Below are 26,430 nucleotides of genomic sequence, written 5' to 3' on the forward strand. Positions count from 1 at the left end.
TGGCACCGTGACGGAACTTCTCGCTGATCAGAACCCGCTGCCGTCCGGTGTGGACTCCCGGCTGCGCGACCACCTCACGTTCCTGATCGAGGTCGACCGGCTCAAGACCGTGCTGCGCGCATCCCCTCTCGCGGCGGCCGACAGGCGTGAGAACGACGCGGAGCACTCGTGGCATCTCGCGCTGATGGTCATGACGCTCGCCGAGTACGCCGACGAGCCGATCGACGTCGGGCACACCATGAAGCTCGTGGTGGTGCACGACCTCATCGAGATCTACGCGGGTGACACGCCGATCTACGACGCCGAACTGGCGGCGAGCCAGCAGGAACGGGAAGAGGCGGCCGCTGACCGGTTGTTCGGCATCCTGCCCGAGGACGCGGGGCGCACGATGCGGGCGTTGTGGGACGAGTTCGAGGCTCGTGCGACGCCCGAGGCGAGGTTCGCCAAGGCCATGGACCGGCTGCAACCGTTGCTGCTCAACTGGATGGCCGAGGGCGGGACCTGGCGGACGCCCGGTGTGACCGCGAACGACGTGCGGGCGCGCAAGGCCGTCATCGGCGAGGGGTCCGCGAGGCTGTGGGACGCTGCCCTGGAGATCATCAACGAGGGCGAGCGGCGGGGCTGGGCCCGGAGCTGAGACCGCAGGGCGTCACATCGGTCGACGTGACGCCCTGCGGGAAGTGCTACAGAACAGCGCGCAGCTGGTCCGCGATCACCGCGATCCGGCCGAGCACGCCGTTCACGAACCGCGGCGAGTCGTCCGTCGATAGGCCCTTGGCGAGCTCGACGGCCTCGTCGATCGCGACGGCGTCCGGCACGTCGGCCGCCCACAGCAGCTCGTACAGGCCGAGGCGCAGGATCGCGCGGTCGACCGCCGGCATGCGCTGCAGGGTCCAGCCCTCGGCGTGTTCCGAGATGAGGTCGTCGATGCGCGAGCGGTTCGCGGTGACGCCCTCGACCAGTGAGACGGTGTAGTCGTTCACCGGCGGGACGTCGGGCGAGCCGACCCGTTGGGCCAGCAGCGTCACCGGGTCGGTGCCCAGCAGGTCGGCTTCGTAGAGGAAGTCGACCGCGCGCTTGCGGGCCTTGCTCCGAGCACCCATCAGGACTTGTCGCTGATGCGGCCGAGGTAGCGGCCGTCGCGGGTGTCGACCTTGATCTTCTCGCCGGTCGTGACGAACAGCGGGACCTGGATCTCGGCGCCGGTCTCCAGCGTCGCGGGCTTGGTGCCGCCGGTGGAGCGGTCGCCCTGCAGGCCGGGGTCGGTGTGCTGGATGACGAGCTCGACCGACGTCGGGAGCTCGATGAACAGCGGGACGCCCTCGTGCGTGGCGACCATCGCTTCCTGGTTCTCCAGCATGTAGTTCGCGGCGTCACCGACGGTCTCGGTCGGAACCGGGATCTGGTCGTAGGTGTCACCGTCCATGAAGATGAAGTCGGTGCCTTCCTTGTACAGGTAGGTCATGCCGCGCTTGTCCACGGTGGCGGTCTCGACCTTGGTGCCCGCGTTGAAGGTCTTGTCGACGACCTTCCCGGTCAGCACGTGCTTGAGGGTCGTGCGCACGAAGGCGCCACCCTTGCCGGGCTTGACGTGCTGGAACGCGGTGACGGTCCAGAGCTGGCCGTCGAGGTTCAGCACCAGGCCGTTCTTCAGGTCGTTCGTGGTGGCCACGGTGGGATTTCTCCTGTGTAGGACGGGGGTGTCAGACGACCACGAGTTCTTTCGTGGTCAGGGTGAGGAGCTCCGGCCCGCTCTCGCGGACCACGAGGGTGTCCTCGATGCGGACCCCGCCCCGCCCCGACAAGTAGACGCCGGGCTCGACGGTGACCGCCATACCGGCCGAAAGTGTACCGGCACCCACCTTCGACAACGCCGGTGCCTCGTGGATCTCCAGCCCGACGCCGTGGCCGAGGCCGTGCAGGAACTCGTCGCCGTGCCCGGCCTTCTCGATCACCTCGCGCGACGCGTGGTCGACTTCGCTCACCTTCACGCCGGGCCGCAGGGCGGTGCGGCCCGCCGCCTGCGACCGCGCGACCAGGTCGTACAGGTCGCGCTGCCAGTCTGCGGGCTTGCCGAGGACCAGCGTGCGTGTCATGTCGGAGTGGTAGCCGTCGACCAGCGCGCCGAAGTCGAGCTTGATGAAGTCCCCGGTGTGCAGCGTCGCGTCCGTCGGCGAGTGGTGCGGCACGGCGGAGTTCGCGCCGAACGCCACGATCGAGGAGAACGACGGGCCCGCGGCGCCGTGGTCGAGCATCCGGCTCTCCAGCTCGCGCGCGACCTCGCGCTCGGTCCGGCCCGCACGCAGCCCGCCGTGCCCGATCAACGCGGCCAGCGCCCGGTCTGCCGCCGCGCACGCCATCCGCAGCGCCTCGATCTCGACCTCGTCCTTGACCAGCCGCAGCTTCTCCACCAGGCCACCCGCCTTGACCAGTTCGGCCTTGCCTGCGGCCGCGATCAGCTCGTCGAGGCCGTCGACCGTGACGTGGTGGCTCTCGAACCCGAGCCTGCCCTTGGCCCGCTTGGCGAGCGTGGTGTCGCACGGCCGGTCGATGAGGCGTTCCAGGTCGGGCACCTGCTTCGCCGACTGCGTGAGGTAGCGGCCGTCGGTGCAGAACACGTCGTCGCCGTCCGCGCCGACCAGCACGGCGGCGTTCGACCCGGTGAACCCCGTGAGGTACCGGACGTTCAGCAGGTTCGTCACGAGCAACGCGTCCAGGTTCGTGGCCTGGAGCGCCTGGCGCAGTGCGGTGCGGCGTGCGGCGTACGACGACATGTCTCGCAGCGTACGGCCAGTCCTAAGCTGTCCGCATGGCTCCTTGGTTCGTCCGTGCGTTGTGGATGGGGCTCCTGCACGGAGCCGTGCAGACCGGTGTGGCGGCCGTGGGCGTGCGCAGCCCCGAGGCTTCGTCGGTCCGGCCGATCGCACTCGTGCTGCTCATCGTCGCGGCCGTGCTGTGGGGCGCCGTCGACACGCTGCGCGAGCTGGACGGGCGCGGCATGCAGTGGTTCGTCGCGTCGCTGGTCGCGGGACCGTTCGCGGGCGCGCTGGGCGTGATCGGGGCGGCGTTGCTGGTGGACCAGACCGGTCAGGAGGCGCTGTGGGTCGCGCTGACGGGCGGGGCGGCGTTCACGGCGTTGCTGGTGCTCGCGCCCGCAGGGCTCGGAATGCTGCTGGGCGGGTTCCTCGCGAAGAAGGACTCGGCTAGTCCGCAGCCCTGACGGTGAGCAGGTAGCGCGCCGAGTTGCTGAACGTGCCCGAGTCCCCCTTGACCAGAAGCTCGTGCTCGCCGGGCTGAAGCGGCGGGATCCACGCCCACAGGCCGCACCCCTGCCCCGTCACGCGTCCCTCGCGCTGCCCCACCACGTTCCCGCGCGCGGCCTGGTAGGAGATCGCGATCGGCGCGATCCGCCGCACCTCGACCAGTCGCCCGTCGAGCGTCACCGAGCCCTTCGCGTCCTCCAGGAACCGCGCGCAGGCGTCGGACGTGGACGCGAGGGTGAGCGCGGGACCCGCGAGCGGACGACCGGCGGGTACCTCGCACCGGCGGTCGACGGCCCCGCCGAACGTGCCGGCGAAGAACCACACGCCCTCCGGCTGGTTCTCCGCGCACCACTGGCCGGTGTCGTCGAGGACGGGGTTGCGGTTCTCCGGGCTCGACGCCGCCCACGTCCACCACTGGGCCTGGAGGTCCTGATCGGACAGCCGCTCGCTCACCGCGGTCGTCGTGCCGCTCACGGGCGCGGGCTGCGGCGCGGCCGCGCACCCGGCCAGGAGCAGGGCGAACACGGCGATCACGGGTCTCGGCACGATCGGAATCTTTGCACGGTCAGGCGGCCACCAGCTCGATTTCGAACCCGTCCTCGTTCTCCATGAACGCCGCGTAATGGTCTGGTCCTCCCGCGTGAGGATGCCTGTCCGCGAACATGAGCTTCCAGCCGCGGGCCTCGGATTCCGCGGTGAGCCGGTCGACATCCGCGCGGGTACCGGCGTGCAGGGCGAGGTGGTTCAGGCCGGCCCTCATGCGGTCGTGCGGACCGGTGACGGCCGGAGACTGCTCGGCCACGACGTAGGTCCCGCCGAGCTTCCAGCTGACGCCGGCGGGCCAGCGCTGGTGTTCGGCCCAGCCCAGTTCGGTGAGGATCCAGCCGAGGGTGGCCTCGGCGCGGGCGAGGTCCGGAACCCATAGCTCGATGTGGTGAAGCATTCCCCAGGCCCCCTGCGGTGTCCGTTATTTGGCAATTGATCGACGTTCGATCCCTGCCGAAATCGAATACATGTGCAACCACGTCTCCGGTGCGGTCCGCGACGGTGGCACGGTGCTGCAGGTCCACGAGGTCACCGGCGACATCGTGCTCCACCCCGGACCGGTCCGTCGCGACCGGACCGCCCTGGCGAAGGCGGTGGCGGCGCGGTTGCTCGTGCTGCTCCTGGTCACCGGCGGCGAACAGCACGCCCTGACCGCGCTCGCCGACACCACGTTCCCCGACGCCGCGACCGTCAGGCCCATCGGAGCCGACGAGCGGGAGCTCAAGGCGCTGACCGACCTCAAGCTGCGGCAGTGCACCCAGGTGCCCGTCACGACACCCGTGAACTGCCCCCAGCGCAGCGCCGCTCCCCGCACGCACGGGCTGAAGTGGGCGATCGTCGGCGAACCGGTCGACGGCATGCGCGTGACCTGGCGCGGGAGGCGGGCCTACGTCACCGGCACCGCGGTCATGACCATCGGTTACGTGGGCCACGACAGCGTGGGCAACGACCTGGACGAGGTGCGGTTCACCGCCGAGGTGCGGTGGCGCGGCACCGGCGAGGAGACAACGCTCGCGGACGTGACGATGCTGCCGTCACCCCACACAGGCGAGATCGTCAAGCAGGGGTTCGCGGCGCCCGACGCGGTCGTCCTCCAAGCGGTCAAGAACCAGTTCGAGCTCTGCGCGGCGGGCACCGAGTCGCCGATGCCCGCCGGATGTCCCCGCGCCGACGACACGCCACGGCTCAAGGGCGTGAACTGGCGGATCAACACGAGCCCGCTGCCCCTCGCGAGCGTCGACGCGGACGCCGAGTTCGGGCTCGTCCGGGTCAGGGGGAACTACTCGATCACGGCGTCGCTGGTCGACGGGCAGAACTTCGCTCCGCCGCAGCACACGCAGAGCGGCAGCTACACGGCGACCGTGTTCCGGTCGCGGGTGCTGGAGATCAGGCACGTGTCGTGATGGGGCGATCGGGGCGCGAGCGGTGGGGGTGCTTCGGGGGCGAGGCTTCGACGCTGCCGGGATGGGGTGAGGAACGGCGGGGGCGGTGAGGAGTGACGGGGCGAGCGAACGGCGGCGGGTGGCGGGTGGCGGGCGACCGGTGAGGGGTGAGGGGTGAGGGGTGAGGGTGCCGTGGTCGCGGCCGGTACCGAGCACGGGGTGGGAGGTGCGGCGCGGGCAGTGCTGCCCGGCGCGGGTGGCGCACGCGGCCCGAGGCGGTCCGAGGGCGGGCGGAAGTGGCGCGCGGCGGAGGTGGCGTTGCCCGGCGGAGGTGACGTGGGCGGGAATGGCGCACGCGGCTGAGGTGGCGTCAGCGCGCCAGCTGGCGTGAGCGCAGCAGGTGGCGTGAGCGCAGCAGGTGGCGTGAGCGCAGCAGGTGGCGTGAGCGCAGCGGAGCCGGTTTCCCCTGGCCCCGGCCGCGCTCGCCGCCTGCCGGGCCCGCGCTACTTCTTCTTGAGCGACAGCCAGCGCAGGGCGAGGAGGTAGCCCTCCACGCCCAGGCCGACGATCACGCCGCTGGCGATCGCCGAGATGACGCTGTGGTGCCGGAACTCCTCGCGCTGGTGGATGTTCGAGATGTGCACCTCGACCAGGGGTGCGGTGAGCTGCGAGCAGGCGTCGCGGACCGCGATCGAGTAGTGCGTCCAGGCGGCGCCGTTCAGCACCACCGGGGTCTTGGCGTCGGCGGCCTCGTGCAGCCACCCCACCATCTCGCCCTCGTGGGCGGTCTGGCGGACCTCCACCTCGTAGCCGAGGTCGCGGCCCTCGGCCTCGCACATCTCGACGAGGTCGGCGTAGGTGGTGCTGCCGTACACGTCCGGCTCGCGGGTGCCGAGGCGGTCGAGGTTCGGGCCGTTGAGGACCAGGACCTTCACAGCAGCACCGTCCCGCCCGAGGAGGCCTTCGGCTCCGCGGCGACGGCCGAGTAGGCGGCGGCGATCAGGGCCGGGTCCGGGCCTTCGAGGCGGCCCGGCTTGGCGAGGCCGTCGAGGACCACGAAGCGGAGGACGCCTGCCTTGTTCTTCTTGTCGACCTTCATGCCCTCCATGAGCTGCGGGAGGGCGTCCGGGTCGTAGGTGGTCGGCAGGCCGAGGAGGTCGAGGACTCGCTTGTGGCGGTCTGCGGTCTCGTCGTCCAGGCGGCCCGCCAGGCGGGCGAGCTCTGCGGCGAAGACGAGGCCGACGCTGATGGCGGCGCCGTGGCGCCAGCGGTAGCGCTCGCGGCGTTCGATCGCGTGGCCGAGGGTGTGGCCGTAGTTCAGGATCTCGCGCAGGGACGACTCGCGCAGGTCGTTCGTGACGACGTCGGCCTTGATCTGGATCTTGCGGCGGACCAGTTCGGCGAGCACGTCGCCGGTCGGGTCCAGGGCGGCTTCGGGGTCGGCCTCGATCAGGTCGAGGATCACCGGGTCGGCGATGAAGCCGCCCTTCACGACCTCGGCCATGCCGGCGATGAGCTCGTTGCGCGGCAACGTCTCCAGCGTCGCGAGGTCCACGAAGACGACCTCGGGCTCGTAGAACGTGCCGACGAGGTTCTTGCCCGCGTCGGTGTTGATGCCGGTCTTGCCGCCGACGGCCGCGTCGACCATGCCCAGCATGGTGGTCGGGATGTTCACCAGGCGCACGCCGCGCATCCAGGTGGAGGCGACGAACCCGGCGAGGTCGGTGACCGCGCCGCCGCCGAGGCCGACCACGACGTCGCTGCGGGACAGGCCGATCTTGCCGAGCACGTCCCAGCAGAAGCCCGCGACGGCGAGGTCCTTGCCGTCCTCGGCGTCGGGCACCTCGACGCGGTGCGCGTCGATTCCCGTCGCCTTCAGCTCGTCGACCAGCACGCCGGCCGTGGCGGCCAGGGTCGGCTGGTGCACGATCGCGACCTTGCCCGTGCCTTCGAGGTGGCCGACGATCTCGCCCAGCAGACCGCGGCCGATCACCACGACGTACGGCTTCTCGGCGTTGACCTCGACGGTCAGCGGCTCGGTCATGCTTGCTCTCCCTTGATCACCGCGTCGGTCACCTGGTCCGGTTCGAGCGCGTCCGTCAGGACCTCGATCGTCGCGACCTCGCGGTACAGCGGCAGGCGCGCGTCCAGCAGCGCCTTGAACGTGGCACGCGGGTTGATGCCGGTCAGCAGCGGGCGGTTGGACGCCAGCCCGGTGCGGCGCACGCCCTCTGCCATGCCCACGTTCAGGAACACGACGGTGTGCTCGGCCAGGCGCTCGCGGGTGACGGCGGACAGCACCGCTCCCCCGCCCAGCGCGAGCACGCCCTCGTGCTCGACGAGCGCCTTGGCGACCGCTTCCTCTTCCAGGGCGCGGAAAGCGGGCTCGCCGTCGTCGGTGAAGATGTCGGAGATGGGCTTGCCGGCCAGCTCGACGATGTCCGCGTCGACGTCCCTGAACGGCACGCCGAGCCGGGCCGCCAGCAGCTCGCTGATGGTGGTCTTGCCCGCGCCGGGCGGGCCGACCACGACGAACCTGGGGCTCACATGCCCTCCCAGCGGGCTTCCAGCGCCTTGAGGTACGCGTGGGCGTTGCGGCGCGTCTCGTCGAGCGAGTCGCCGCCGAACTTCTCCAGCGCGGCCTCGGCCAGCACGAGCGCCACCACGGACTCCAGCACGACGCCGGCGCGCGGCACGGCGCACACGTCGGAACGCTGGTGGATCGCGACGGCGGGCTCGCCCGTGCGGGTGTCCACAGTGGACAGCGCGCGTGGGACGGTCGAGATGGGCTTCATCGCCACGCGGGCGCGCAGGATCTCACCGTTGGTGATGCCGCCTTCGAGGCCACCGGCGCGGTTCGAGCGGCGGGTCACGCCGACCGGGCCGCTGCCGCGGTCCATCTCGTCGTGCGCCTGCGAACCCCAGCGGCGGGCCGACGTGAAGCCGTCGCCGATCTCCACGCCCTTCATCGCCTGCACGCCCATCAGGGCGGCGGACAGGCGCGCGTCGAGGCGGCGGTCCCAGTGCACGTGCGAGCCGAGGCCCGGCGGCAGACCGTAGGCGAGCACCTCGATGACGCCGCCGACCGTGTCACCGGCCTCCTTGACGGCCTCGACCTCGGCGACCATCGCGTCGGTGCCGCGGGAGTCGAAGCAGCGCACCGGCGACTCGTCGATCGCGGCCAGGTCGTCCGGGGTGGGCAGCGCGGAGTCCTCCGGCGTCTCGGCCTTGCCGATGGACACCACGTGGCTGAGGATCCGCACGCCGAGCAACTGCTGCAGGAACTGGCGTGCGACCGTGCCCAGCGCCGTGCGGGCCGCGGTCTCCCTGGCGGAGGCGCGCTCCAGCACCGGGCGGGCCTCGTCGAAGCCGAACTTCTGCATGCCCGCGAGGTCGGCGTGGCCGGGCCGCGGGCGGGTGAGCGCCTCGTTGCGGCCGGTGGTCTTGAGCAGGCTCGGGTCGACCGGGTCCGGCGACATGACCGTCTGCCACTTGGGCCACTCGGAGTTGCCGATCGTCACGGCGACCGGTCCGCCCTGCGTCCTGCCGTGGCGCACACCGCCGAGGATCTCGACCTCGTCCTGCTCGAAGCCCATGCGCGGCGAGCGACCGAACCCGAGCCTGCGGCGCCCGAGCTGGGCGACGAGGTCCTCGGTGGTCACCTCCACGCCGGCGGGCATGCCCTCCAGTACGGCGACGAGGGCGGGGCCGTGTGACTCTCCAGCGGTGATCCAGCGCAGCACGTTCGGAATCCTTTCACAGGGTCGTCAACGCCCAGGTGGCGGCCAGCAGGCCCGGTCCGTGCGGAACCGCGCGCCGGCGCCGGAACGCCGCCACGAGAATAGTCACCGCGCTCGACGTTATGGCCGCAAACAAGAGCGATTGCGGCGGAAGTGCCGCACCCAGCCCGAAGGCGAGTTTCACGTCCCCGCCGCCCATGAACGCAGGTCTCCACCACCGCACGGCGAGATGCGCGCCCCCGAAGACGAGCGCCGACAGCACAGCCGCTCCCAGCCCGTGGAACTGCAGGAGCAGCAGCGCGGCGCCCAACGGGAGGGTCAGCGCGTCCGGCAACCGGTGGTGCCGCAGGTCGATCATCGCGAGCACGATGCCGAACCAGGCCAGCAGGTACGACGAGGGCGGTGCGTCCAGGACGGCGGCGACCGCCCACGAGGAACCCAGCACAGACGAGAGCAGGACCGTGGTCATGGCACCACGGTCCTGCTCGGCACGTCCAAGTCCAAATTCGGCGCCGGCGTGAACGGACCGTTCACGCCAAGCCGTCACACGGGGCGGGAAAACCGCCCTGACCTGCGGTTCAGCGAGACCAGTCGAACAGGGCGTCGTTCGCCGCCACGTCCACGTCCTGCGCCAGGTCGCCGAGCGCCTCGGCGGACGCGTCCAGCGCGATGACCGGGCAGATCGGCGCGAACCCGGCCGCCTCGACCTCGGCCGGGTCCCACGTCACGATCTTCTGACCGGCCTGGACCTGCTCGCCCTTGACGACGTGCAGCTCGAAGCCCTCGCCCTTGCGCTTCACGGTGTCGATGCCGAGGTGGACCAGGATGGCCGCCCCTTCACCGTTGGCGACCACGAACGCGTGGGGGTGCAGCGTCACGACCGTGCCGTCGAGCGGCGAGACCACGTCGGCCTTCGACCGGACGGGCTCGACGGCCACGCCGGGGCCGACCATCGCCTGCGAGAAGACCGGGTCCGGCACCTCGGAGAGCGCGACCGCCCGACCGGCGACGGGGCTGCCCACGCGGACGCTCACAGCAGGTCCTCGATGTCCGACGCGATGGTGTCCGCCTCGGGGCCGACGACGACCTGGACGACGTTGCCGGAACGCATGACTCCGTGCGCTCCCAACGCCTTCAGCGCCTTCTCGTCCACCACGGAACCGTCTTCCAACTCACACCGCAGGCGGGTGATGCAGGGCTCGATCTCGATCACGTTGTCGCGCCCGCCCAGCGCCGCGAGGATCCCCTGAGCCTTCTCGTCAGCCACGTCCGTACCTCTCGTTCCCGTAACAGCGGTTGACACCCGCTCGGTGCGCGGAGCATTCTCCCGCACCAACTGGTCTAGACCGGAAAGTACCACTAGCGAGGAGGTGACCGAGTGAACGAGATCGTGGAGGGGCCCAAGCCCAAGCACGCGCAGCTGCGCGAGATCCTGCGGAGGCTGGCCGAACAGGAACTCGCTCCCGGTTCACCGATTCCGTCCGAGCGCGATCTGGCCGAGCGGTACGGAGTCTCTCGCATCACCGTGCGGGCCGCAGTCGGCCAACTGGTGGCAGAAGGCCTGCTCACGCGGGCGAAGGGCCGTGGGACGTTCACCGCCAAGAGGCGCTACGACCTGCAGCTCTTCCTCGCCTCGTTCACCTCGGACATGAAGGCGCGCGGGGTCGAACCCAGCACCGAGGTGATCAGCTGCGGCCAGGTGCCACCCGGCTCGAAGGCCTCGCTGGGCCTGGAGGCCGACGAGTACGCGTACCGCGTCGTGCGGCTGCGCAAGGCCGACGGGGCACCGCTGGCGCTCGAAGCCGGCTGGTACAGCCCGCACATGCTTCCCGAGCTCGACCGATGTGACCTGACCGGGTCGATCTACGAGATCATCGCGACCCGGTACGGGATCCAGCTCGACCACGCGCGGCAGACCGTGTGGGCAGAGACCGCCGACGCGGAGACCGCGAAGGCGCTCGACGTCCGCAAGGGCAGCCCGCTCCTCGTGTTCAGGAGGGTCGCCAGTTCCGAGGGGCGGCCCTGCGAAGACGTGACCTCCTGGTACCGGGGCGATCTCTACCAGGTGACCATGCAACTGGACCGGACCGTCCCGGGTACCGGACCCAACTCCGCCAAGGGAGGAACCCGATGAGCACGGACGCCGCAACCGGTGGTCGTGAGATCAAGGGCCTCGCCACGTTGCAGCGCTTCGGTCGCAGCCTCATGCTGCCGATCGCCGTGCTGCCCGCGGCAGGCCTGCTGCTCCGCTTCGGTCAGGACGACCTGCTGGGCAAGGACGGTCTCGGCTGGAACGCCGTCGCCTCGGTGATCGGTGCGGCTGGTGACGCGCTGTTCAGCAACCTCGCCCTGCTGTTCGCCGTCGGCATCGCCGTCGGTTTCGCACGGCGCGGCGACGGTTCGACGGCGCTCGCCGGCGTCGTCGGCTACGTCGTGCTGACGAACGTCTTCAAGGCGATGTCTCCGCTGGTCCTCGACCAGCCGACCGACCCGGCCGCCAAGCCCGAGGTGATCAACTACGGGGTGCTCGGCGGTATCGTCGTCGGTATCCTCTCGGCGCTGCTGTGGCAGAAGTACCACCGCATCAAGCTGCCCCCGTACCTGGCCTTCTTCGGTGGCCGCCGGTTCGTGCCGATCATCGTCGCCGGTGTGATGGTGCTCGTCGGCGTCCTGCTCGGCCTGGTCTACCCGTGGTTCGACGCGGGCCTGACCGCGATCGGCGAGTGGGTCACGGGCAGCACGGTCATCGGCGCGTTCATCTACGGTGTCGTCAACCGCCTGCTGATCCCGCTGGGTCTGCACCACATCGTCAACAACGTCGTGTGGTTCCAGTTCGGCGAGTTCAACGACAAGACCGGTGACATCCCGCGCTTCCTCGCGGGCGACCCGACCGCCGGAACGTTCCAGACCGGCTTCTTCCCGATCTTCATGTTCGCGCTGCCCGCCGCCGCCCTGGCGATCGTGCACACCGCGAAGCCGAGCCAGAAGAAGATCATCGGCGGCATCATGGGCTCCGCCGCCCTCACCGCGTTCATCACCGGTGTGACGGAGCCCCTCGAGTTCGCCTTCATGTTCGTGGCGTGGCCGCTGTACCTGATCCACGCGGTGCTGACCGGTACCTCGCTCGCGATCTCGAACGCCCTCGGCGCCCACGACGGGTTCTCGTTCTCCGCCGGTGCGATCGACTTCATCCTGAACTGGAACATCGCGCAGAAGCCGTGGCTGCTCATCATCCTCGGCCTCGTCTACGCGGCGATCTACTACTTCCTGTTCCGCTTCGTCATCTCCAAGTGGAACCTGAAGACGCCGGGACGCGAGGATGACGAGTCCCCCGAGGCCGACGAGAGCGTCGCCGGCAGCACGGGTGACACCGCGGTGCGCGAGAAGCGCACCCGGAACGACCAGCAGTAAGTACAACCAGCTCTACCGGGAGGAACCATCATGGCCGAGCGACGGGTCACCGTGGCCAGCAAGGTCGGACTGCACGCCCGGCCTGCCGCACTGCTGGCGAAGGCCGCCGCCGACCAGCCGGTGACGGTCAGCATCGCCAAGGACGGCGGCGAAGCCGTTGACGCGGCGAGTGTCCTGGGTCTGATGACCCTGGGCGCTATGCATGGTGACGAGGTGGTGCTCAGCGCCGATGGGGACGGAGCGGACGCCGCTCTGGACGCCATCGCCGAACTGATCGCCACCGATCACGACGAGTGAGCCGGGCTGTGAGTGGTCCTGGTCGCCCCGATGGCCGGGACCACTCACCGCCCACCCGAAGTGCAGCACCACCCCCGCGGTCACGACGCCGGCGAGAGTCGACGGCGTGACCTGCGGGTTGTTCACCACCAGCCAGACTCCGCCCACGGCCAGCAGGGGCGGTGTGATCAGCCCCGCGGTCCACCTGCGCAGCAGCAGGAACGCGAGCGTCGAGACCAGCAGCGCCGCGCCGAGCGTGTCGCTGAACCGGTGCCAGCCGAGCGACACCGTCTCCGCCGCGACCGCCCCCGCGCCGATCGCCCCCGGTACCGCGACGAACAGCGCGAACCTCTTCGGCACGGCCATCGTCACCGCGATCACCGACGCCACCGCCGCGGTCGTGTGTCCACTCGGGAAGCTGTTGTGCACCAGCACGGCGTCGTCGTCCAGCGGCGGCCGCACCAGCACGTAGAGCTTCAGGACCTGCGCGCCCAGCACCGAACCGCCGAGCAGCAGCAACGGCGCGAGCGACTTCTTGCGCGCGAAGAGCACCACGACGACGGCGGCGACGAGGATCGCCATGTCCACGTTGGACGCCCACGAGCGTTGCAGTGACAGCTCGGGCAACGCGGCGTTCTCCGCCTTCTGCCCGAACGACGTCCACACCAGCGCGAAGTACGTGAAGAGGAATCCCAGCAAGCTTCCGGCCATGCGTTCGAGACTCCGTGCGCCGCTCCATGAGAACGTGCACGCCATGTCATGGTTCCGCTACAGAACCAGCGCCGGTGCCGTCTCCTGCCGATAATGGATCTCGTGGCGACGGTCCTGCTGGTGGAAGACGACCCCTCGGTGCGGGAAGGACTCGGGCTGGCGTTGCGCCGCCAGGGCCACGAGGTCCGGGCGGCGGGAACGGGCGAGGAGGGCGTGGAGAAGCTCCGCGAGACCCGTCCAGACATCGTGGTCCTCGACATCATGCTGCCGGGCATCGACGGCTTCGAGACGTGCCGCCGGATGCGCACGCACGCAGAGGTGCCGATCATCATGCTCACCGCGCGCGGTGACGACTTCGACGTGGTCGCGGGCCTGGAGGCGGGCGCGGACGACTACGTGGTCAAGCCCGTCGAACCCCGCGTGCTGGAGGCCCGCATCCGCGCCGTGCTGCGGCGGACCGTCTCCGAACCGTCGTCCGTCGAACGCCACGGCTCGCTGCTGATCGATCGGGCAGGCCTGCAGGTGCTCAAGAACGACGTGAAGGTCGCGCTGACCCCGACCGAGCTGAAGCTGCTGCTGGAGCTGTCCCGCACCCCCGGCCGCGTGCTGACCCGCCAGCAGATCCTGGAAGCCGTCTGGGAGCACGACTACCTCGGCGACTCCCGGCTCGTCGACGCGTGCGTGCAACGGCTGCGCGCGAAGATCGAGGACGTGCCCTCCGACCCCGGTCACATCCACACGGTGCGCGGCTTCGGGTACCGCTTCGGCCCGCGATGAGGTCGTTGCTGCGCGGCCTGCGTCCCCGGTTGATGGCCGCGTTCCTGCTGCTGACGGTGCTGGGCGCGGTCGGGGCGGCGGGTGCCTCCTACGCGACCGCGCGCACGTTGCTGCTGGAGGACGCGCAGGACGGCTTCATGAACCCGCTGGTGACGGACGTCCGCGAGTACGCGCAGCGGCTGACGGTGCCGCCGGCGCAGCAGGACCTGGACGACTTCGCCACGTACCTGCGCGGCTCGGCGGTCGTGCTGTACGAGAACCTGCGATCTCGCAACGGGCCCGATCCGTCGTTCGTCCCGCAAGAGATGCGCGAGATGCTGAAGTCCAGCCAGACCACGCTTTGGCAGCGCCGCACCGACCTGACCGACCCGTACGTCGTCGTCGGCATCCCGCTGCTGCGTCCGGACGGCTCTCCCACCGGCGTCGAGGTGTGGGCCCTGCAGTACCTCAAGGGCCCGCAGACCGCCATCGACAGCTTCTCCACCGCGGCGTGGGTGGGCGTCAGCCTCGTGCTCCCCCTGGCACTGGGACTCGCGCTGTTCACCGCCCGCGGCGTGCTGCGCCCCGTCCGCCGTCTCGGCGACGCCGCCCGCGCCCTGGGATCCGGCCGCCTGGACACCCGTGTCGACGAACGAGGCTCCGACGAGCTCGCGGACCTCGCCCGCACGTTCAACCGCGCCGCCGAGCAGCTGGAGGCCTCCCAGGCCGCCTCACGCCGGTTCGTGGCCGACGTGTCCCACGAGCTGCGCACCCCGCTGACGGCGATGAACGCGGTCACCGCCGTGCTGGACGAGGACGCGGACACGCTGCCCCCTGACACGGCCGTGGCGGCCCGACTGGTCTCGGCCGAGACCCGCAAGCTCACCCGCCTGGTCAACGACCTGATGGAGATCTCGCGCTTCGACGAGGGCCGCAACCTCCTCGAACTCGACGACTGGGACATCGGCACCGCCGTCCGCGACACGCTGGCCGCCCGCGGCTGGAGCAAGTCCGTCGAGGCGTCGCTGCCGGAGGGCGTGGTGGCGCGCGTGGACCGCCGCCGCCTGGACGTCATCGTGGCCAACCTCGTCGGCAACGCGCTGAAGCACGGCGGCGTCCCCGTGCGGGTGACCGTGCGGCCGGGCGTCATCCAGGTGACCGACCACGGACCGGGCATCTCCCCCGACGCCCTCCCGCACCTCTTCGACCGCTTCTACAAGGCAGACACGGCCCGCTCCCGTTCCGAGGGCAGCGGGCTGGGATTGGCGATCGCATGGGAGAACGCACGCCTGCACGGCGGCACCATCGAGGCGGCCAACGCGCCCTCGGGCGGCGCGGTCTTCACCTTGCGCTTGCCCTCGTCACCCTGACGGCGTGCGGCATCCGGCCGACGCCCGTCCTGACCGGTGCCGAGGCGCCGACGGTCTCGTCGCACTCGCTGACCGTCTACCTCGTCTCGCCCGAGCGCGACAGTCTCGTGCGCCGGACCCGCGAGTACACCGGCAGCGTCGACATCACGACCGCCATGAACCTGCTGCTGGCCGGGCTCACCGACGAGGAGAAGAAGCTCGGCCTGACCACCGAGCTACCCGCGACGTCGGGGAAGGCGGTGGCCGTGCTGGACGTGATCGTGATGCCCGAGGACGTGAAGCCGCCGGACTCCAAGTGGGGCGTGTTCCAGGTGCACTGCACGGCCCTGGCGAGCCGGGCGACGGTGGCGGGAGTGGCCCCGGTGCCCGACGGGTTGTGCCCCTAGGGTTTGTATCGCGGTTCAGGCTTCGACGCGGAACCTAGAAGCGTTCGTAGACGGTGTCTGTCCCGTTCGTGAGATGGCCGTCGTACGGGCCGACCTTCGTCACGCGCGCGCCCTCGCGGAACACGACCTGCAGCCCGTGCTCCTCCTCCCACTCGCATTCCGCCTCGACGGAGACGTAGACCGGTTCGCCGTCACCATCGCGGCTCACGGTGACCTGGTGCCGCGCGAACGTCACGTGGTCCCAGACGGTGCCGGGGCCGGCGATGCGGGGGAAGTCGTCCAGCTCGTCGCCGAAGATCTCGCCCATGTGCCGGTAGTAGTCGAAAACCGCCGGTGCCGCCGCGTCGAGCGCCGTGCGGTCCAGCGCCAGGAAGGCGCGGACGGCGGCGTGGAAGTCCTCCTGCGCCGGGTCGTCCTGGTAACCGTCCACGTGGAACGGAAGCGGGCAACCGCCCAGCACCGGCACCTCGATCGGCGCGCTGACCAGACCGTCGCAGTCGTCCTCGGTCACAGGACCCAACCCGGGAATCTCCACCGGGCCATCATAAAAAAGGCGGGGCGCACCGGCGGCCGTGGTGCCGGACCGGAGGGCCCACGCGCCCAAGCGGAGCCACCCGGCAGGCACACCCGTGCGCCCCACCTACCGGTCCACCGCAGGAAGACCGGCATGCGCTGACTCCGGCCGAGTGGCACATCGTCCGCAGTCAAACAAAGTCACGCGAAGACAATCACACGCGTGCTGCTCGGCGGTATTCCACGGACGATGATCTAGCCGAAAGTTACCGAGGACAACGCTTTCCGCATCACGTCCTGCGGCGCGGGCATGCCGGTGAACTGCTCCACCTGCCCGAAAGCCTGGTGCAGCAACATGTCCAGGCCGGTGGCCAGCCGGGTGCCCGAGGCCTCCACCGCCGCGGCGACCGGCGTGGGCCACGGGTGGTAGATCACGTCCAGCACGTACGGCGCCTTGGCCAGGTCGGCCGCCAGCGGCGCGGTGGCCTCGGCGGGCACCGTCGACACCACCACGTCCGACGAGCCTGCCAGCACGCCGAGGTCCACAGAGGACAGTTCGAGGACCTCGACGGAGACACCGACCCTGGACGCTGTCTCCACGGCCTCCCCCGCGCGCGAGGTGTCACGCACCACCAGGGAGGCGGAGGTGATGCCGAGCGCGGCGAACCCGGCCAGCGCGGCCGTCGCCGTTCCCCCCGCACCGACCACCAGGCCGTGGGTGCCGCCGGAGAAGCCCTTCTCCCGCAACGCTCCCACCACGCCGTCCACGTCGGTGCAGTCGGCGTGCCACTCGGAACCCTTGCGCACCAGCGTGTTCGCCGCACCGACCGCCGAGGCCCTCGGGGTCACGACGGACGCGAACGCCAGCGCCGCGCGTTTGGTCGGCATCGTGCACGACAGGCCGGCCCACTCCGGGCCGAGCGACGACACCAGAGCCGGAACGTCCGCCTCGGAGCACTCCAGTCGCGTGTACTCCCAGTCGAGGCCCAGCGCGGCGTACGCGGCGTTGTGCAGCACGGGAGAAAGGGAGTGCTCGATCGGCGAACCGATCACCGCCGCCTTGCGCACCACTAGTAGACGCCCTCCCGCTGGGCCTTCTTGTCGTTCGCGTCGTGCTCCTCGAACGTGTCCGCGAAGCACGAGTTGCCGTTCTTGTCGCACTTCACGAAGTACAGCATGTTGCCGCCCTCGGGCTTGATCGCGGCGGCGACGGCCTGCTGCGACGGAGAGCCGATCGGGGTCGGCGTCAGACCGCGCCTCATGTAGGTGTTGTACGGCCCGTCGGTGTTGCGGTCGTCGTCGGACGTGCGGATGTGGGGCTGGTTGTTCTTGTAGTTGATGGTCGAGTCGAACTGCAGCGGCATCGTCTGCGGCAGGTGCTTCAGGCGGTTGTAGATCACCTGGGAGACCTTGCCGAAGTCCGGCTCGATCGCTTCCTTCTCGATCAGCGACGCGATCACGAGGATCTGGTACGGGCGGTAGCCCGTGTTCACCGTGCCGCCGGGGATGCCCGCGCCCTGCAGCTTCTGCGCGGAGGACACGACGACGCTGCGGATCAGCTCGACCGCGCTCACACCCGGCTTGACCTGGTAGACGCCGCGCATGATCAGGCCTTCGAGGCGGAACTGCGGCTCGGCGGCCTTCACGTCCGCGAGCGCCCACTCCGGCACGCCGAGGGCGACCGGGTCGGTCTGCTCCGCGGCGGCCTTGATCTCATCGCCGGTCAGGCACTTCTTCTCGCCGTCCTTCTCCGTGCAGCTCGCGTCGGCCAGCAGGGAGTAGATGCCCTTGACGGTCTTGTCGCCCACCTTGATGTCGGTGAGCTTGATGCCGCCGACGACCTGGACGGCGGGAACGCGCGTCTTCGGGTCGATCATGCGGGCCACCGCTTCCTGACCCGACATCTTCGTCTTCATCAGGTAGAAGCCGGGCTGGATCGACGTCACGCGGGCGTCGGTCTTGCTGGCCTCGGTGAAGGCGCGCGCGGAGGCGATGACGCCGTTGTCGTACAGGGTCGACGCGATCTTGCTGACCACGTCTCCGTCCTGGACCTCGACGATGGCGTCGACCTCGCCGCTGCCCGCGAAGTCGTCGAACGACCCGATGCCGCGCAGCTCCTTGTAGCCGTAGTACGCGCCGCCCATGCCGACGGCGAGGACCAGCGCCACGACGAGCCACAGGATCGTCTTCTTGCGCTTCTTCGCCTTCGCCCTGGCGTTGTCCCGCTCGCGGTCGCGCTTTCTGACCGGGCGTCGCTCATCAACTTCGGGGTCGGTGAACAACCCGAGATCGTCGCCGCTCACGCCTCGTCCTTTCGGGCGGACACCGAACGTGCCCGTGCGTCCAGCCAAGATTGCAGGATCTCGACAGCGGCAGCCTGGTCGACCACGGCACGCTGCTTCTTGCCCTTCACACCGCGCTGCGCCAGCACGCGGCTCACCACGACGGTCGTCAGTCGTTCGTCGCTGAACCGCACCGGCACCGGGGCGATGCGCCCGGCCAAGGCCGCAGCGTACGCGGTCGCTGCCTCCGCAGCGGGTCCGTGCCTGCCTGCCAATGTCTTCGGTAAGCCGACCACGACCTCGACGACGTCATGCTCGGCCACGAGACGTACGAGCTCGGTGAGGTCCGAGCCGCGCTTCTCGTCACGCTGGAGGGTAACCAGCGGAGTCGCCAAAAACGCACTCGGATCACTGAGAGAAATTCCCACTCTCACCGATCCGACGTCGACGCCGAGCCTCCGTCCGAGGCCCGGATCGTCGACACCAGGAACATCAGCGCTGCTCAAGCACCTTGTCCAGTTCGTTGGTGAGAGCCGTGACGGCTTCCTGGACACCGGCGGGGTTCGTGCCGCCGCCCTGAGCCAGGTCCGGCTTGCCGCCACCGCGGGCGGCGATGGCCGGGCCGAACACCGGGACGAGCTTGCCGGCGGCCAGGCCCAGGTCACGGGCGGCGGCCGTGGTGGCCACCACGAAGCTGACCTTGTCGCCGTCGACCGAGAACAGGGCCACCACGCCGGGCTTGCTGCCCAGCCGGTTGCGGACCTCGCCGCCGAGGGTGCGCAGGTCGTTGCCCGACACGCCCTCCAGGCCCAGGGCCACCAGCGACAGGCCGCGCACGTCGAGGGCCTTGTCGGCCAGCGACCCGGCGTTGCCGAGCAGCTGGGCGGCGCGGACCTTCTCCAGCTCCTTCTCGGCGGACTTCAGCCGCTCGACCAGCGACTCGATCCGCTTGGGCAGGCCCTCGGAGCCGACCTTGAGCATGTCGGACAGGTTCTGCACGATGGCGCGTTCCCTGGCCAGGAACCGCATGGCCTCGATGCCGACGTAGGCCTCCAGGCGGCGCACGCCGGAACCGACCGAGGACTCACCCAGCAGGGTGATCGGGCCGATCTGCGACGAGTGCTCGACGTGCGTGCCACCGCAGAGCTCGCGCGACCACGGGCCACCGATCTCGATGACGCGCACGGTCTCGTCGTAGGTCTCGCCGAACAGGGCGACGGCACCCATGTCCTGGGCACCGGCCATGTCGGTGTAGACGATGCTGACCGGCAGGTCCTTGCGCACGGCGAGGTTCGAGACCTCTTCGATCTCGCTCTTGGCCTCGGTGGACAGGCCACCGGTCCAGGCGAAGTCGAGCCGCAGGTAGCCGGGCTTGTTGTACGAACCGCTCTGCAGGGCCGACGGGCCGAGCACCTGGCGCAGGGCGGCGTGCACGACGTGCGTGCCCGAGTGGCCCTGGCGGGCGCCGACGCGCCACTCCTGGTCGACGCGGGCCTCGACGTGCTCGCCCTCGGCGACCTCGCCGGACTTGACGCGGACCTGGTGCACCCACAGCTTGCGGGCGACCTTCTGCACGTCGAGCACTTCCAGCTCGGCGTTGCCGGTGACGATCGTGCCGGCGTCGGACTCCTGGCCACCGGACTCGGCGTAGAGCGGCGTGCGGTCGAGGACGACCTCGACGATGTCGCCTTCCTTGGCCGACTTGACCCGCTGACCGTTGAGCACGATGCCGCGCAGCGTGGCCTCGGAGGCGAGCTCGGTGTAGCCGGTGAACTCGGTCGGGCCCTGCTCCAGCAGCTCGCGGTAGACCGACTGGTCGCCGTGACCGGTCTTCTTGCCGGCGGCGTCGGCCTTGGCGCGGGCGCGCTGCTCGGCCATCAGGTTGCGGAACCCGTCCTCGTCCACGGTCAGGCCGGCCTCGGAGGCCATCTCCAGCGTGAGGTCGATCGGGAAGCCGTACGTGTCGTGCAGCTGGAAGGCCTTGTCACCGGGCAGCGTGGCGCGGCCGTCGGACTTCACCTCGGCGGCGGCGTTCTCGAAGATCCGCGAACCGGCGTCGAGCGTGCGCAGGAACGTGTCCTCCTCCGCCTTGAGCACCTGCTGGATGCGGGCGAACCCGCTGACCAGCTCGGGGTAGGCCTCGCCCATCGAGTCGCGGACGACCTCGGCGAACGTCTGCAGCACGGGCTCGGTGACGCCGAGCAGGCGCGAGCTGCGGACGATGCGGCGCAGCAGGCGGCGCAGCACGTAGCCGCGGGCCTCGTTGCCGGGCGTGACGCCGTCGCCCACCAGCAGCACACCGCTGCGGGCGTGGTCGGCGATGACGCGGAACCGGACGTCGTCGACCTCGTTGGCGCCGTACTTGCGGCCGGACAGCTCCTCGGCCCTGTTGATGACGGCGCGGACCAGGTCGGTCTCGTAGACGTTGTCGACGCCCTGCAGCAGGTAGGCGACGCGCTCGACGCCCATGCCGGTGTCGATGTTCTTCGACGGCAGCTCACCGATGACCGGGTAGTCCTTCTTGGCACCACCCTCGCCGCGGATGTTCTGCATGAAGACGAGGTTCCAGATCTCCAGGTACCTGTCCTCGTCGACTACCGGGCCGCCCTCCTTGCCGTACTCGGGGCCGCGGTCGTAGTAGATCTCCGAGCACGGGCCGCACGGGCCGGGGACGCCCATGGACCAGAAGTTGTCCTCGACGCCGCGGCGCTGGATGCGCTCCAGCGGCATGCCGGCGACCTTCTGCCACAGCTCGATGGCCTCGTCGTCGGTCTCGTAGACCGTGACCCAGATGCGCTCGGGGTCGAAGCCGTAACCACCGTCGTCCTGGGACTTGGTGATCAGCTCCCAGGCCAGGCGGATGGCGTCTTCCTTGAAGTAGTCGCCGAGCGAGAAGTTGCCGGCCATCTGGAAGAACGTGAGGTGGCGCGTGGTCTTGCCGACCTCGTCGATGTCGGGAGTGCGCACGCACTTCTGGATGCTCGTCATCCGCGGGGCTGGCGGCGGGGCCTCGCCGAGGAAGTACGGCTTGAACGGCACCATGCCGGCGTTGACGAACAGCAGGTTCGGGTCGTCGAGCAGCAGCGAGGCGCTGGGGATGTACTTGTGCCCGGCGTTCTCGAAGTGCTCGCGGAAGCGCTTGATGATCTCGTGGGTCTGCACGGGAAAGTTCCTAAGTGTGTTGCTGGGGAAGGTCAGGGCACGTCTGCGGGGCGAACGACTAGTGCTTGCCGTTCGCCTTGGGCGCTCGGCGCCCCGGCGTGAATCCCGTCTGACGTTCCACGGTGTCCTGCAACTCCTGTTCCCGTTCGGCCATCCCCTGGCGCACCTCGGCCCCGAAGGAACCGATGGCGCCGGCGAGTTCGCGCAGGCCTTCACCCACGTTAGCGCCGATACCGGCAGGAGTCGCCTGCTTTGTCACCTCGGCGGCCTTCTTCGCGACGAAGAGGCCGGCCGCGGCACCCAGGCCGAACCAGAAGAGGCGGCTCATCGCGAACCCCGCTTCGGACGGCGCTTGGCGTGCTTGTTCGGCTGCTCGGCGGCCTTGCGGCGGGCCTTGACGGCCTTGCTCACGCCGTAGGACAGCGCGGCGGCCTTGACCAGCGGACCGCCGAGCGTGGCGGTGAACAGGCTGGTGAGCGCGGAGACGTTGCCCGTCACGGCGCGCGCGTTGGCCGTGATGCCGTCAACGCGTTCGAGCTGCGTGTTGACGTGCGTCAGCGTCGTGTTGGCCTCGGAGAACAACGGGTCCGTGTTCTCGTGGGCCTTGCGCATCGCGATCGTCGCCTCGTCGAAGAAGCGCGCGGCCTTGAACGCCGGAATCGCCAGCAGCAGCACGAGCAGCACGAAGGCACCGGCGGCGAGCCACCCTGGCGACACAGATCCTCCTGGTGAACAGGCGTTCGGGCTTGGTTGCGGGTGAGATTACCGGGTGGGTCCGACACCCACATGAGGGGCCTGTTTTGTTGATCTTCAACGACCTGTGGTGCCGTCGATCTGCTCGCGGATGATGTCGGCGTGGCCCGCGTGGCGGGCGGTTTCGGTGTTCATGTGCGCGAGGAGCCACCGCAGCGTCTTGCGCACACCGTCGATCGGCACGGCCAGCAACGCCTCGGGATCACCCGCGGCCTCGATGGCCCTGTCGCTCTCCTCAGCGGTCGCGCGGTAGTCCTCGATGATCTCGGCGGCGCTCTGCCCCGCGGGCACCGCCATGTCCAGGTCGCCGTGCGGCTCGGGGCCTCCCGCGAGGTGGTGGGCGAACCACCCGCGCTCGACCTCGGCCAGGTGCTGGACCAGCCCCAGGATCGAGGTGCCGCTGGGGACGAGCGGCCTGCGCAGCTGCTCGTCGGTGAGGCCCTCGGTCTTCTTGAGCACGCAGTGCCGCTGGAACTTGAGGAACTCGTGCGCGACAGCGAGTTCACCAGTGTCGACCCTGGGCACGGGTTCGCGCTGTGTCTCCTGCATGACGAGAACGTACGGGACTGCTCATTGACGTGCGGCCGTCACCGCCTGTGAAATACCCGTCACACAGGGCTTGACAGCGGCAGCCTTGAGGCGTGAAGTAAGGCAACCCTAAGTTGATCGGCCCGGGAGGCCTCGTGAAGCCGGTGTCGCACCTGGACTCCTACCGCCCGCAGATCACGGCGGGCCCTCCCCCGGTCCCGGAGCTGTCGATGCCGTGGGACGCCCGCGTGGCGCGTTCGGACGGCTACGACCTGCACCTCGTCCACCGCTGGAACTCCGCGCCGCACGTCGCCGCGTTCTGGCGGCAGGCGTGGACGCTGCCCCGCTGGGAGACCGAGCTGCGCACGCAGCTCGACGGCGACGACGTGCGGCCGTTGCTGATCAGCTGGCACGGCCGCCCGGTGATCTACACCGAGGTCTACCGCGCGGCCAGGCACGCCGTCGGCCACTGCTACCAGGCACGGCCGCACGACCTGGGCCTGAACCTCGCGGTCGGCGAGCTGGCGATGACCGACCGCGGACTCGTGCGGGCGCTGCTGCCCCGGCTCACCGACGCGCTGTTCGAGGCCGACCCGCACTGCACGCGGATCGTGCTGGAGCCGGACGTGCGCAACACCCGTGCCATCCGGTCGTTCGAGGCGGGCGGGTTCGTGGCGGCGGACGAGATCATGCTGCCCGGCAAGGTGGCGCTGCTGATGGTGTGCAGGCGTTAGAACGCGTCCTTGACCCCGACGCGACGTCAGGGTTTTTCCTGGCCGCATGCCGCTGATCGCTGTCACCTACCTCGCGTCCCACCTCCTGAGCCTGCTCGGCAACGGCATCGCGGCGGTGGCTCTGCCGCTGATCGTGCTGCAGACGACCGGCAGCCCTCTCGGCACCGCGGCGCTGGCGGGCGCGACGGCGGTCCCGGCCGTGCTGGTCGGCCTGCTCAGCGGGGTGGTGATCGACCGGATCAACCGCAGGACGGCCTCGGTGCTCTCCGACGTCATCTCCGCCGCCTCGGTCGCCGCGCTGCCGCTCGTCGACCTCGTCTGGGGTCTCGACCTGGCGTGGTTCATCGCGCTCGGGATCCTCGGCTCGTTCGGGGACGTGCCGGGGACGACGGCCCGCGAGGTGCTGGCCCCCGCGGTGGCCCGGTACGCGGGTCTCGACCTGACGCGCGTGGTCGGTCTGCGCCAGACCCTGTCCTCCGCCGCCCTGGTGATCGGCCCGGCTGCGGCAGGCGTGCTGCTCGCCTCCCTCCCGGCGACGTCCGTGCTGTGGCTCACCGCCGCGACCTCGGCGGTCGCGGCGCTGCTGACGCGGACGCTGCCGCGCCGGCTGGGCGAGGTCGAGGCGGGCGGGGCGCCTCGGCGTTCGGTGCTGCGCGAGCTCGGGGAGGGCGTGTCGGTGGTGTGGCGCAGCCCGTTCCTGCGCGGCGCGTCCGGCCTGCTGATCGGTCTGGCCGTGGCACTGGGCGGGTTGCAGGGACTGGTGATGCCGCTGCACTTCGCCGTGATCGACCGTCCCGGCCTGCTCGGCCTCGTCCTCACGGCGCTGGCCGTCGGGATGCTCGGCGGTGCGGCGCTCTACAGCGCGTTCGGCGGGCGGATCCCGTCGCGGGTGTTGCTGCCGGCCGGACTGGTCGTGACCACCGCGGGATTCCTGCTGATGGCGTCGCTGCTCACTCCTGCCGTGGTGTTCGCGGGAGCCGCGTTGCTCGGGCTGGGCAACGCCGTGGTCGGCGCGGTCGTCGGGGTGCTGCAGGTGCAACGGACCACCGATGCCGTGCGCGGGCGGGTGTTCAGCGTGAACACGGCCCTGCTGATGGTCGCGGCGCCGGTGGGGATCGGTCTCGCCGGAGTGGTGGCGACGTACGGGACCCCGGTGCTGGCAGGGTTCAGCGTCGTCGGGGTGTGGGTCCTCGTGCTGCTCGCCGTGGTGCTCTCCCGCGCCCTGCGCGACCTGGAACCGAAGGAGCTGACCGGTGCTCAGCAGTGAGCTCGCCGACCTGGCCGGCGTCACCGTCCGGACGTTGCGGCACTACCACCAGATCGGGCTGCTGCCAGAGCCACCGCGTTCGACCGGCGGCTACCGGCACTACGACGTCGGGCACCTCGTCCGGCTCCTGCGCATCACGCGGATGACGGCGCTCGGCCTGCCGTTGTCCGCACTTCCCGCCGTCCTGGACGACCCGGCCGCCGCCGAGGCGCTGCTCGACGAGCTCGACCACCAGGCCGCCGCCGACATCGAACGGCTCACCGCCCGCCGGGCCGTCATCGCCGCGCTGCGCCACAGCGGCGCCCCGCCCGACCTGTCTCCCGAACTCTCGCGATGGCGCTCCGGCCCGGCGAGCACACCGGCGGACATGGCTCGCTTCGAACACGAACAGCTCGTGCTGGCCGGGCACCTGCTGGGCGAGCGGGGTCCGGCGGGGTTCGCCGCCCTCTTCGGCGACCCGGCCGAGTCCGCCCTGCTGACGGAGCGCTTCTACGCCTTGGGACCTGACACCCCGGACGACGAGCTCAAGTCGTTCGCCGAGGAACTGGCCGCGCGCCTGGAACCCCTGCTGGCGCGCGCCGCCGAACTGCTTCCGATCGACGCGCGCGCGTCGGCGTTGATGGACGAGCTGAGCAAGCGGACCCTCAGGCCCGCGCAGCACGACGTCCTGCGCCGGGTCCAGCAGCGGCTGTCTCAGGACTAGAACGCGGTGATGTCCTGAGGTGCGCGTTCCTTGCGGCTGAGCGCGCGCACCAGCTCGACCCCGCTGTGCTTGTTGAGCGCCATGCGGGTCAGCAGGTCGATGGCGGTTTCGTTGACGTGGCGCGGGAACTCGGGCGTCCGCACGCCGACGCTCACCGCGAGGTCGTCGGAGTGCACGACGAACTCCACCAGCCTGCTCACCAGGAACTCGTCCAGCGACACCGCCCACGGCCCCCAGTGCGGCATGCGCACACCCCGGTTCTCCAGGCCTGGCAACGACTTCCCGAGCTCCCCCAGCGCCTGCTCGAACCGGTCGGCCAGCGCGTCGGCGCCGTCGGCCGCCAGCTTCTCGCCGCCCGCGCGGATGCGGGTGTGGAACTCGGAGTCGATGTCCAGTTCGGTCCACTTCGCCCGCTCGTAGTGCTCCATCAGCGAGACGACCGGCTCGTCCCCGGCGGGCGTGGAGATCATGCCCGGCAACGGCAGAGCCTGGTAGGCCAGGTGTCCGGCGAGGCCGCTGACCCCGAACTCCGGCAGGGCGCTCGGCTGGTCCCAGTGCGCCGCGACCTGCTCGTGGCGCAGGAGGTCCAGTGCGATGCCGCCCGCGGTCAGGAAGTCTTCTCTGATCGTCACCCCGCCGAAGCTACG

The 26,430-nt window shown here is 70.3% G+C and carries 33 protein-coding genes and 2 pseudogenes; 13 read left to right on the top strand and 22 right to left on the bottom strand.

The features are described 5' to 3' along the window. The first annotated feature begins 7 nt into the window (after window positions 1-7). Window positions 8-637: an HD domain-containing protein gene (locus ACFWN2_RS15255; RefSeq protein WP_382427937.1), complete on the top strand. Its 630-nt coding sequence runs from the start codon at window positions 8-10 to the stop codon at window positions 635-637. A gap of 46 nt (window positions 638-683) precedes the next feature. On the opposite strand, the gene nusB is transcribed toward ACFWN2_RS15255, so the two are convergent. Genes nusB through ACFWN2_RS15270 form a run of 3 tightly spaced genes read right to left on the bottom strand, consistent with a single transcriptional unit; the run spans window position 684 to window position 2,774 of the window. Then, window positions 684-1,103, bottom strand: coding sequence for a transcription antitermination factor NusB (gene nusB / locus ACFWN2_RS15260; protein WP_382427939.1), 420 nt, complete (start codon window positions 1,101-1,103; stop codon window positions 684-686). After that, window positions 1,103-1,672 carry an elongation factor P gene (efp, locus tag ACFWN2_RS15265; protein ID WP_382427941.1) on the bottom strand — a complete coding sequence of 190 codons (570 nt, stop codon included), beginning with the start codon at window positions 1,670-1,672 and terminating at the stop codon, window positions 1,103-1,105. The genes nusB and efp overlap by 1 nt, the downstream gene beginning before the upstream one ends. A 31-nt stretch (window positions 1,673-1,703) precedes the next feature. Then, complete coding sequence (locus tag ACFWN2_RS15270; RefSeq protein WP_382427943.1) at window positions 1,704-2,774, bottom strand: M24 family metallopeptidase; 1,071 nt, start codon at window positions 2,772-2,774, stop codon at window positions 1,704-1,706. Between the two features lie 35 nt (window positions 2,775-2,809). Here ACFWN2_RS15270 and ACFWN2_RS15275 point away from each other — a divergent pair, with 35 nt between their 5' ends. Then, window positions 2,810-3,220: a B-4DMT family transporter gene (locus ACFWN2_RS15275; RefSeq protein ID WP_382427945.1), complete on the top strand. Its 411-nt coding sequence runs from the start codon at window positions 2,810-2,812 to the stop codon at window positions 3,218-3,220. Here ACFWN2_RS15275 and ACFWN2_RS15280 read toward each other — a convergent pair. Together ACFWN2_RS15280 and ACFWN2_RS15285 are read right to left on the bottom strand one after the other, a co-directional pair. Beyond that, window positions 3,204-3,809 (bottom strand): hypothetical protein, encoded by a 606-nt coding sequence (locus ACFWN2_RS15280; RefSeq protein WP_382427947.1) that lies wholly within the window; start codon window positions 3,807-3,809, stop codon window positions 3,204-3,206. The genes ACFWN2_RS15275 and ACFWN2_RS15280 overlap by 17 nt on opposite strands. A gap of 19 nt (window positions 3,810-3,828) precedes the next feature. Next, entirely contained in the window at window positions 3,829-4,206 is a 378-nt protein-coding gene (locus ACFWN2_RS15285; RefSeq protein WP_382427949.1) for a VOC family protein, read from the bottom strand. A gap of 70 nt (window positions 4,207-4,276) precedes the next feature. Here ACFWN2_RS15285 and ACFWN2_RS15290 point away from each other — a divergent pair, with 70 nt between their 5' ends. Together ACFWN2_RS15290 and ACFWN2_RS15295 are read left to right on the top strand one after the other, a co-directional pair. Beyond that, window positions 4,277-5,212 (top strand): hypothetical protein, encoded by a 936-nt coding sequence (locus ACFWN2_RS15290; protein WP_382427951.1) that lies wholly within the window; start codon window positions 4,277-4,279, stop codon window positions 5,210-5,212. Between the two features lie 153 nt (window positions 5,213-5,365). Further along, on the top strand, window positions 5,366-5,554 hold the full coding sequence (locus ACFWN2_RS15295) for a hypothetical protein (protein ID WP_382427953.1): 189 nt from the start codon (window positions 5,366-5,368) through the stop codon (window positions 5,552-5,554). A gap of 140 nt (window positions 5,555-5,694) precedes the next feature. Here the strand turns inward: ACFWN2_RS15295 and aroQ are convergent, their stop codons facing one another. The 7 genes and pseudogenes from aroQ to ACFWN2_RS15330 form a co-directional block, all read right to left on the bottom strand. After that, window positions 5,695-6,126 (bottom strand): type II 3-dehydroquinate dehydratase, encoded by a 432-nt coding sequence (gene aroQ / locus ACFWN2_RS15300; protein WP_382428728.1) that lies wholly within the window; start codon window positions 6,124-6,126, stop codon window positions 5,695-5,697. Next, the gene (aroB, locus tag ACFWN2_RS15305) at window positions 6,123-7,187 is read right to left on the bottom strand and encodes a 3-dehydroquinate synthase (protein ID WP_382427955.1); all 1,065 of its coding nucleotides are present in this window, start codon (window positions 7,185-7,187) and stop codon (window positions 6,123-6,125) included. The genes aroQ and aroB overlap by 4 nt, the downstream gene beginning before the upstream one ends. A 25-nt stretch (window positions 7,188-7,212) precedes the next feature. Beyond that, window positions 7,213-7,738, bottom strand: a pseudogene (locus ACFWN2_RS15310) (shikimate kinase); the annotation flags it as partial. Continuing rightward, window positions 7,735-8,934: a chorismate synthase gene (aroC, locus tag ACFWN2_RS15315; RefSeq protein WP_382427957.1), complete on the bottom strand. Its 1,200-nt coding sequence runs from the start codon at window positions 8,932-8,934 to the stop codon at window positions 7,735-7,737. The gene aroC and the pseudogene ACFWN2_RS15310, both read right to left, overlap by 4 nt. A 13-nt stretch (window positions 8,935-8,947) precedes the next feature. Next, a complete protein-coding gene (locus ACFWN2_RS15320; RefSeq protein ID WP_382427959.1) occupies window positions 8,948-9,400 on the bottom strand; it encodes a prepilin peptidase in 453 nt (150 codons plus the stop codon). Window positions 9,401-9,509: 109 nt separating this feature from the next. Then, window positions 9,510-9,965 carry a PTS glucose transporter subunit IIA gene (locus ACFWN2_RS15325; protein WP_382427960.1) on the bottom strand — a complete coding sequence of 152 codons (456 nt, stop codon included), beginning with the start codon at window positions 9,963-9,965 and terminating at the stop codon, window positions 9,510-9,512. Continuing rightward, the gene (locus ACFWN2_RS15330; protein WP_355304106.1) at window positions 9,962-10,198 is read right to left on the bottom strand and encodes a PTS glucose/sucrose transporter subunit IIB; all 237 of its coding nucleotides are present in this window, start codon (window positions 10,196-10,198) and stop codon (window positions 9,962-9,964) included. Before ACFWN2_RS15330 ends, ACFWN2_RS15325 begins: the two co-directional genes overlap by 4 nt. Window positions 10,199-10,309: 111 nt before the next feature. Here ACFWN2_RS15330 and ACFWN2_RS15335 point away from each other — a divergent pair, with 111 nt between their 5' ends. Genes ACFWN2_RS15335 through ACFWN2_RS15345 form a run of 3 tightly spaced genes read left to right on the top strand, consistent with a single transcriptional unit; the run spans window position 10,310 to window position 12,639 of the window. Beyond that, window positions 10,310-11,065 (top strand): GntR family transcriptional regulator, encoded by a 756-nt coding sequence (locus ACFWN2_RS15335; RefSeq protein WP_382427961.1) that lies wholly within the window; start codon window positions 10,310-10,312, stop codon window positions 11,063-11,065. After that, window positions 11,062-12,342, top strand: a complete 1,281-nt coding sequence (locus ACFWN2_RS15340) for a PTS transporter subunit EIIC (RefSeq protein ID WP_382427963.1) — start codon at window positions 11,062-11,064, stop codon at window positions 12,340-12,342. The genes ACFWN2_RS15335 and ACFWN2_RS15340 overlap by 4 nt, the downstream gene beginning before the upstream one ends. 30 nt (window positions 12,343-12,372) lie before the next feature. Further along, window positions 12,373-12,639 carry an HPr family phosphocarrier protein gene (locus ACFWN2_RS15345; protein ID WP_159460507.1) on the top strand — a complete coding sequence of 89 codons (267 nt, stop codon included), beginning with the start codon at window positions 12,373-12,375 and terminating at the stop codon, window positions 12,637-12,639. Window positions 12,640-12,837: 198 nt separating this feature from the next. Here ACFWN2_RS15345 and ACFWN2_RS15350 read toward each other — a convergent pair. Then, a pseudogene (locus ACFWN2_RS15350) lies at window positions 12,838-13,374 on the bottom strand (phosphatase PAP2 family protein); the annotation flags it as partial. A 57-nt stretch (window positions 13,375-13,431) separates the two neighbouring features. Between ACFWN2_RS15350 and ACFWN2_RS15355 the strand changes: the two are divergent. From ACFWN2_RS15355 to ACFWN2_RS15365, 3 genes are all read left to right on the top strand, one after another. Beyond that, a complete protein-coding gene (locus tag ACFWN2_RS15355; protein WP_382427965.1) occupies window positions 13,432-14,106 on the top strand; it encodes a response regulator in 675 nt (224 codons plus the stop codon). Next, on the top strand, window positions 14,103-15,455 hold the full coding sequence (locus tag ACFWN2_RS15360; protein ID WP_382427967.1) for an ATP-binding protein: 1,353 nt from the start codon (window positions 14,103-14,105) through the stop codon (window positions 15,453-15,455). Before ACFWN2_RS15355 ends, ACFWN2_RS15360 begins: the two co-directional genes overlap by 4 nt. Before the next feature lie 107 nt (window positions 15,456-15,562). Beyond that, window positions 15,563-15,841 carry a hypothetical protein gene (locus ACFWN2_RS15365; RefSeq protein WP_382427969.1) on the top strand — a complete coding sequence of 93 codons (279 nt, stop codon included), beginning with the start codon at window positions 15,563-15,565 and terminating at the stop codon, window positions 15,839-15,841. Window positions 15,842-15,875: 34 nt separating this feature from the next. Here ACFWN2_RS15365 and ACFWN2_RS15370 read toward each other — a convergent pair whose 3' ends face one another. The 8 genes from ACFWN2_RS15370 to ACFWN2_RS15405 all read right to left on the bottom strand — a co-directional run bounded on the left by ACFWN2_RS15370 (window position 15,876) and on the right by ACFWN2_RS15405 (window position 23,100). After that, window positions 15,876-16,376: a DUF6985 domain-containing protein gene (locus ACFWN2_RS15370; protein ID WP_382427971.1), complete on the bottom strand. Its 501-nt coding sequence runs from the start codon at window positions 16,374-16,376 to the stop codon at window positions 15,876-15,878. 233 nt (window positions 16,377-16,609) lie between these two features. Further along, on the bottom strand, window positions 16,610-17,425 hold the full coding sequence (locus ACFWN2_RS15375) for a shikimate dehydrogenase (RefSeq protein WP_382427973.1): 816 nt from the start codon (window positions 17,423-17,425) through the stop codon (window positions 16,610-16,612). Further along, a complete protein-coding gene (gene mltG / locus ACFWN2_RS15380; protein WP_382427975.1) occupies window positions 17,425-18,657 on the bottom strand; it encodes an endolytic transglycosylase MltG in 1,233 nt (410 codons plus the stop codon). Before mltG ends, ACFWN2_RS15375 begins: the two co-directional genes overlap by 1 nt. Beyond that, window positions 18,654-19,142 (bottom strand): Holliday junction resolvase RuvX, encoded by a 489-nt coding sequence (gene ruvX, locus ACFWN2_RS15385; protein ID WP_382427978.1) that lies wholly within the window; start codon window positions 19,140-19,142, stop codon window positions 18,654-18,656. The genes mltG and ruvX overlap by 4 nt, the downstream gene beginning before the upstream one ends. Beyond that, the gene (alaS, locus tag ACFWN2_RS15390; protein ID WP_382427980.1) at window positions 19,129-21,798 is read right to left on the bottom strand and encodes an alanine--tRNA ligase; all 2,670 of its coding nucleotides are present in this window, start codon (window positions 21,796-21,798) and stop codon (window positions 19,129-19,131) included. The genes ruvX and alaS overlap by 14 nt, the downstream gene beginning before the upstream one ends. Window positions 21,799-21,856: 58 nt before the next feature. Beyond that, the gene (locus ACFWN2_RS15395; protein WP_382427983.1) at window positions 21,857-22,126 is read right to left on the bottom strand and encodes a hypothetical protein; all 270 of its coding nucleotides are present in this window, start codon (window positions 22,124-22,126) and stop codon (window positions 21,857-21,859) included. Further along, window positions 22,123-22,515, bottom strand: coding sequence for a DUF948 domain-containing protein (locus tag ACFWN2_RS15400; protein ID WP_382427985.1), 393 nt, complete (start codon window positions 22,513-22,515; stop codon window positions 22,123-22,125). Before ACFWN2_RS15400 ends, ACFWN2_RS15395 begins: the two co-directional genes overlap by 4 nt. Window positions 22,516-22,608: 93 nt before the next feature. Then, the gene (locus ACFWN2_RS15405; protein ID WP_382427987.1) at window positions 22,609-23,100 is read right to left on the bottom strand and encodes a DinB family protein; all 492 of its coding nucleotides are present in this window, start codon (window positions 23,098-23,100) and stop codon (window positions 22,609-22,611) included. Between the two features lie 134 nt (window positions 23,101-23,234). Between ACFWN2_RS15405 and ACFWN2_RS15410 the strand changes: the two genes are divergently transcribed. The 3 genes from ACFWN2_RS15410 to ACFWN2_RS15420 are packed head-to-tail and all read left to right on the top strand — an operon-like array spanning window position 23,235 to window position 25,783. Then, the gene (locus ACFWN2_RS15410; RefSeq protein ID WP_382427989.1) at window positions 23,235-23,813 is read left to right on the top strand and encodes a GNAT family N-acetyltransferase; all 579 of its coding nucleotides are present in this window, start codon (window positions 23,235-23,237) and stop codon (window positions 23,811-23,813) included. Window positions 23,814-23,859: 46 nt separating this feature from the next. Then, window positions 23,860-25,080 carry an MFS transporter gene (locus ACFWN2_RS15415; RefSeq protein ID WP_382427992.1) on the top strand — a complete coding sequence of 407 codons (1,221 nt, stop codon included), beginning with the start codon at window positions 23,860-23,862 and terminating at the stop codon, window positions 25,078-25,080. Continuing rightward, entirely contained in the window at window positions 25,067-25,783 is a 717-nt protein-coding gene (locus ACFWN2_RS15420; RefSeq protein WP_382427994.1) for a MerR family transcriptional regulator, read from the top strand. Before ACFWN2_RS15415 ends, ACFWN2_RS15420 begins: the two co-directional genes overlap by 14 nt. On the opposite strand, the gene ACFWN2_RS15425 is transcribed toward ACFWN2_RS15420, so the two are convergent. Next, entirely contained in the window at window positions 25,780-26,415 is a 636-nt protein-coding gene (locus ACFWN2_RS15425; RefSeq protein ID WP_382427996.1) for a maleylpyruvate isomerase N-terminal domain-containing protein, read from the bottom strand. The two genes, ACFWN2_RS15420 and ACFWN2_RS15425, sit on opposite strands and share 4 nt — an antisense overlap. Window positions 26,416-26,430 lie beyond the last annotated feature (15 nt).

Source organism: Lentzea sp. NPDC058436, from assembly GCF_042721515.1.
In the GTDB taxonomy this organism is placed as follows: domain Bacteria; phylum Actinomycetota; class Actinomycetes; order Mycobacteriales; family Pseudonocardiaceae; genus Lentzea.

Bases quoted from the DNA above. Each gene is read 5' to 3' on its own strand.
- nusB (WP_382427939.1), bottom strand. From the start codon at position 1,103: ATGGGTGCTCGGAGCAAGGCCCGCAAGCGCGCGGTCGACTTCCTCTAC.
- ACFWN2_RS15270 (WP_382427943.1), bottom strand. From the start codon at position 2,774: ATGTCGTCGTACGCCGCACGCCGCACCGCACTGCGCCAGGCGCTCCAG.
- ACFWN2_RS15275 (WP_382427945.1), top strand. From the start codon at position 2,810: ATGGCTCCTTGGTTCGTCCGTGCGTTGTGGATGGGGCTCCTGCACGGA.
- ACFWN2_RS15285 (WP_382427949.1), bottom strand. From the start codon at position 4,206: ATGCTTCACCACATCGAGCTATGGGTTCCGGACCTCGCCCGCGCCGAG.
- ACFWN2_RS15290 (WP_382427951.1), top strand. From the start codon at position 4,277: ATGTGCAACCACGTCTCCGGTGCGGTCCGCGACGGTGGCACGGTGCTG.
- ACFWN2_RS15320 (WP_382427959.1), bottom strand. From the start codon at position 9,400: ATGACCACGGTCCTGCTCTCGTCTGTGCTGGGTTCCTCGTGGGCGGTC.
- ACFWN2_RS15340 (WP_382427963.1), top strand. From the start codon at position 11,062: ATGAGCACGGACGCCGCAACCGGTGGTCGTGAGATCAAGGGCCTCGCC.
- ACFWN2_RS15345 (WP_159460507.1), top strand. From the start codon at position 12,373: ATGGCCGAGCGACGGGTCACCGTGGCCAGCAAGGTCGGACTGCACGCC.
- ACFWN2_RS15360 (WP_382427967.1), top strand. From the start codon at position 14,103: ATGAGGTCGTTGCTGCGCGGCCTGCGTCCCCGGTTGATGGCCGCGTTC.
- ACFWN2_RS15395 (WP_382427983.1), bottom strand. From the start codon at position 22,126: ATGAGCCGCCTCTTCTGGTTCGGCCTGGGTGCCGCGGCCGGCCTCTTC.
- ACFWN2_RS15405 (WP_382427987.1), bottom strand. From the start codon at position 23,100: ATGCAGGAGACACAGCGCGAACCCGTGCCCAGGGTCGACACTGGTGAA.
- ACFWN2_RS15415 (WP_382427992.1), top strand. From the start codon at position 23,860: ATGCCGCTGATCGCTGTCACCTACCTCGCGTCCCACCTCCTGAGCCTG.